The sequence below is a fragment of the Streptomyces sp. 13-12-16 genome (assembly GCF_002114215.1).
Taxonomy (GTDB): domain Bacteria; phylum Actinomycetota; class Actinomycetes; order Streptomycetales; family Streptomycetaceae; genus Streptomyces.
Genome location: NZ_NCTE01000388.1, coordinates 1 through 2552, shown reverse-complemented (window position 1 = coordinate 2552; position 2552 = coordinate 1). Strand labels below are relative to the sequence as shown.

Here is a 2552-nt window from a genome sequence, read left to right as displayed (position 1 = left end):
GGCTGGGGTCCGCCGGAGCGGTGCGCCACGGCGTCCGTGCTCCGGGTGGCCACCAAGCTGGCGGAGCCGCTGCGCGGCGCGGGCACCTGGCGCTCCACGGACCGCGACGACCTGGAGCGGGTCGCCGCGCGGGCGGGGCTGAGGCCGGACGGCTCCGGGCGGGTGGCCTGCCCGTTCGGCTACGCCGACGCGGACAGCGCGGTACGGGGCCTGAAGTCGACCGGGCTGTTCGACCCGGCGGTCACGGCCACGGACCAGGCGCAGGTCGACAAGGAACTGGCGGAGTCCCTGCATCCGTACCAGCGGCAGGACGGGACCGTGTGGATGCCGAACGTGTTCCGGTACCTCGTCGCGCGCACGCCCTGAGACACGTCACCGGGGTGCCCCTCGCGCGAGGGGCACCCCGGTGACGACGTGCCGACGTGGGTCTCAGCCCATGAACTTCTTGAACTCGTCGGGCAGCTCGAAGTCCTTGCCGCCCTGCTGCGGCAGCCCGAAGGCGCCCGCACCCTCCGCGGCGGCGGCGCGGCGCGCGGCCTCCTCCTGCTCCTGCTGCTTGCGCTTCATCGGGTTGCCGGAGCGCTGCTTGCCCTTGGCCTGCTTCTGCTTCTTCTTCTGCCGGCCGGGCCCGCCCCCCATGCCCGGCATCCCGGGCATCCCCGGCATGCCGCCGCCCTGGGCCATGCGGGACATCATCTTGCGCGCCTCGAAGAACCGCTCGACCAGGCCCTTCACGGCGCTGACCTCGACACCGGAACCCTTGGCGATACGGGCACGGCGCGAACCGTTGATGATCGTCGGCTCCTGGCGCTCGGCCGGGGTCATCGACTTGATGATCGCGGCGGTGCGGTCGACGTCCCGCTCGTCCAGGTTGTTGATCTGGTCCTTGATCTGGCCCATGCCGGGGAGCATGCCGAGCAGCTTCGAGATGCTGCCCATCTTCCGGACCTGCTCCATCTGGGCCAGGAAGTCGTCCAGGGTGAAGTCCTGGCCCTTCTTCGACGCCAGCTTGGAGGCCATTTTCTCGGCCTCTTCCTGGCTGAACGTCTTCTCCGCCTGCTCGATCAGGGTGAGCAGGTCACCCATGTCGAGGATGCGGGAGGCCATCCGGTCCGGGTGGAAGGCGTCGAACTCGTCGAGCTTCTCACCGTTGGACGCGAACATGATCGGCTTGCCGGTGACCTGCCGGATCGACAGGGCCGCACCACCGCGCGCGTCACCGTCGAGCTTGGAGAGCACCACTCCGTCGAAGCCGACACCGTCACGGAACGCCTCGGCGGTGTTGACGGCGTCCTGACCGATCATCGCGTCGACGACGAACAGGATCTCGTCCGGGGAGACGGCGTCACGGATGTCCGCGGCCTGCTGCATCATCTCCTGGTCGATGCCCAGGCGGCCGGCGGTGTCCACGATCACGATGTCGTGGACCTTGGTCCGCGCGAAGTCGATGGAGTCCTTGGCGACCTTCACCGGGTCGCCCACGCCGTTGCCCGGCTCGGGCGCGTAGACGGCGACGCCCGCGCGCTCGGCGACGACGCTGAGCTGGTTGACGGCGTTGGGGCGCTGGAGGTCGGCGGCGACCAGCACCGGCGAGTGGCCCTGCTCCTTAAGCCAGCGGCCGAGCTTGCCCGCGAGGGTGGTCTTACCGGCACCCTGCAGACCGGCAAGCATGATCACGGTCGGCGGCTGCTTGGCGAAGCGCAGCCGGCGGGTCTCGCCGCCGAGGATGGTGATCAGCTCGTCGTTGACGATCTTGAGCACCTGCTGCGCCGGGTTCAGCGCCTTGGAGACCTCGGCGCCGAGCGCGCGCTCCTTGACGTTCTTGATGAACGTCCGGACGACGGGCAGGGCCACGTCCGCTTCGAGGAGTGCGATGCGGATCTCACGCGCCGTGGCGTCGATGTCCGCTTCGGACAGCCTGCCCTTGCCCCGGAGGGATTTGAAAGTGGCTGACAAGCGGTCGGAGAGAGTATCGAACACGGCGGCGTAGGTCCTCGCGTCGGCGGTGGTGTGGGTCGCCCTCCAGGGTATCCGGACACGCAAGCAAATCGTCCCTGCCCGCTGCGGAGAGCGGACAGGGACGGAAGCCCCGCGGCGGCGAAGAGCGGGTCGCGTCCGTGTCGGCCTCACTCGACCGCCCTGGACCACCCCTCGCGTCGGCGGGGAGCACACCCGGTCGGCACACGGGACGACCACGGAGTCACGCCCGCAACGTCTCCTCCAGTTTCCGCGCCACCGCCACCGCCTCCTCGGCGGGGAGGGGTGTGCCGTCGGGGGCGGTGACGTAGAAGGCGTCCACGGCGTTCGCGCCGAGCGTGGAGACGTGGGCGCTGCGCACCCGTACCGCCGCGTCCTCCAGCGCCCGCCCGATCCGGAACAGCAGGCCCGGCGCGTCCTGCGCGCGGACCTCCATCACGGTGGCGTGCCGGGAGGCGGCCGGGGCGACCGTCACGCGCGGCGGCGGGGCGATCACACCCCGGCGGCGCGGGTAGGCGGCGTCCCGTTCGGCGAGGCGGGCGGCGATGTCCAGGCTGCCGTCGAGGGCGCGCACG

The 2552-nt window shown here is 71.0% G+C and carries 2 protein-coding genes and 1 pseudogene; 1 reads left to right on the top strand and 2 read right to left on the bottom strand.

What is annotated here, in order from left to right:
- Window positions 1–366: pseudogene (locus B7767_RS16045) on the top strand (SAM-dependent methyltransferase); the annotation flags it as partial.
- A gap of 63 nt (window positions 367–429) precedes the next feature.
- Here B7767_RS16045 and ffh read toward each other — a convergent pair.
- The gene (gene ffh, locus B7767_RS16040; protein ID WP_085572784.1) at window positions 430–1980 is read right to left on the bottom strand and encodes a signal recognition particle protein; all 1551 of its coding nucleotides are present in this window, start codon (window positions 1978–1980) and stop codon (window positions 430–432) included.
- A 220-nt stretch (window positions 1981–2200) separates the two neighbouring features.
- On the bottom strand, window positions 2201–2552 hold a 352-nt coding region (locus tag B7767_RS16035), incomplete at its 5' end, for an ACT domain-containing protein (protein ID WP_143652481.1).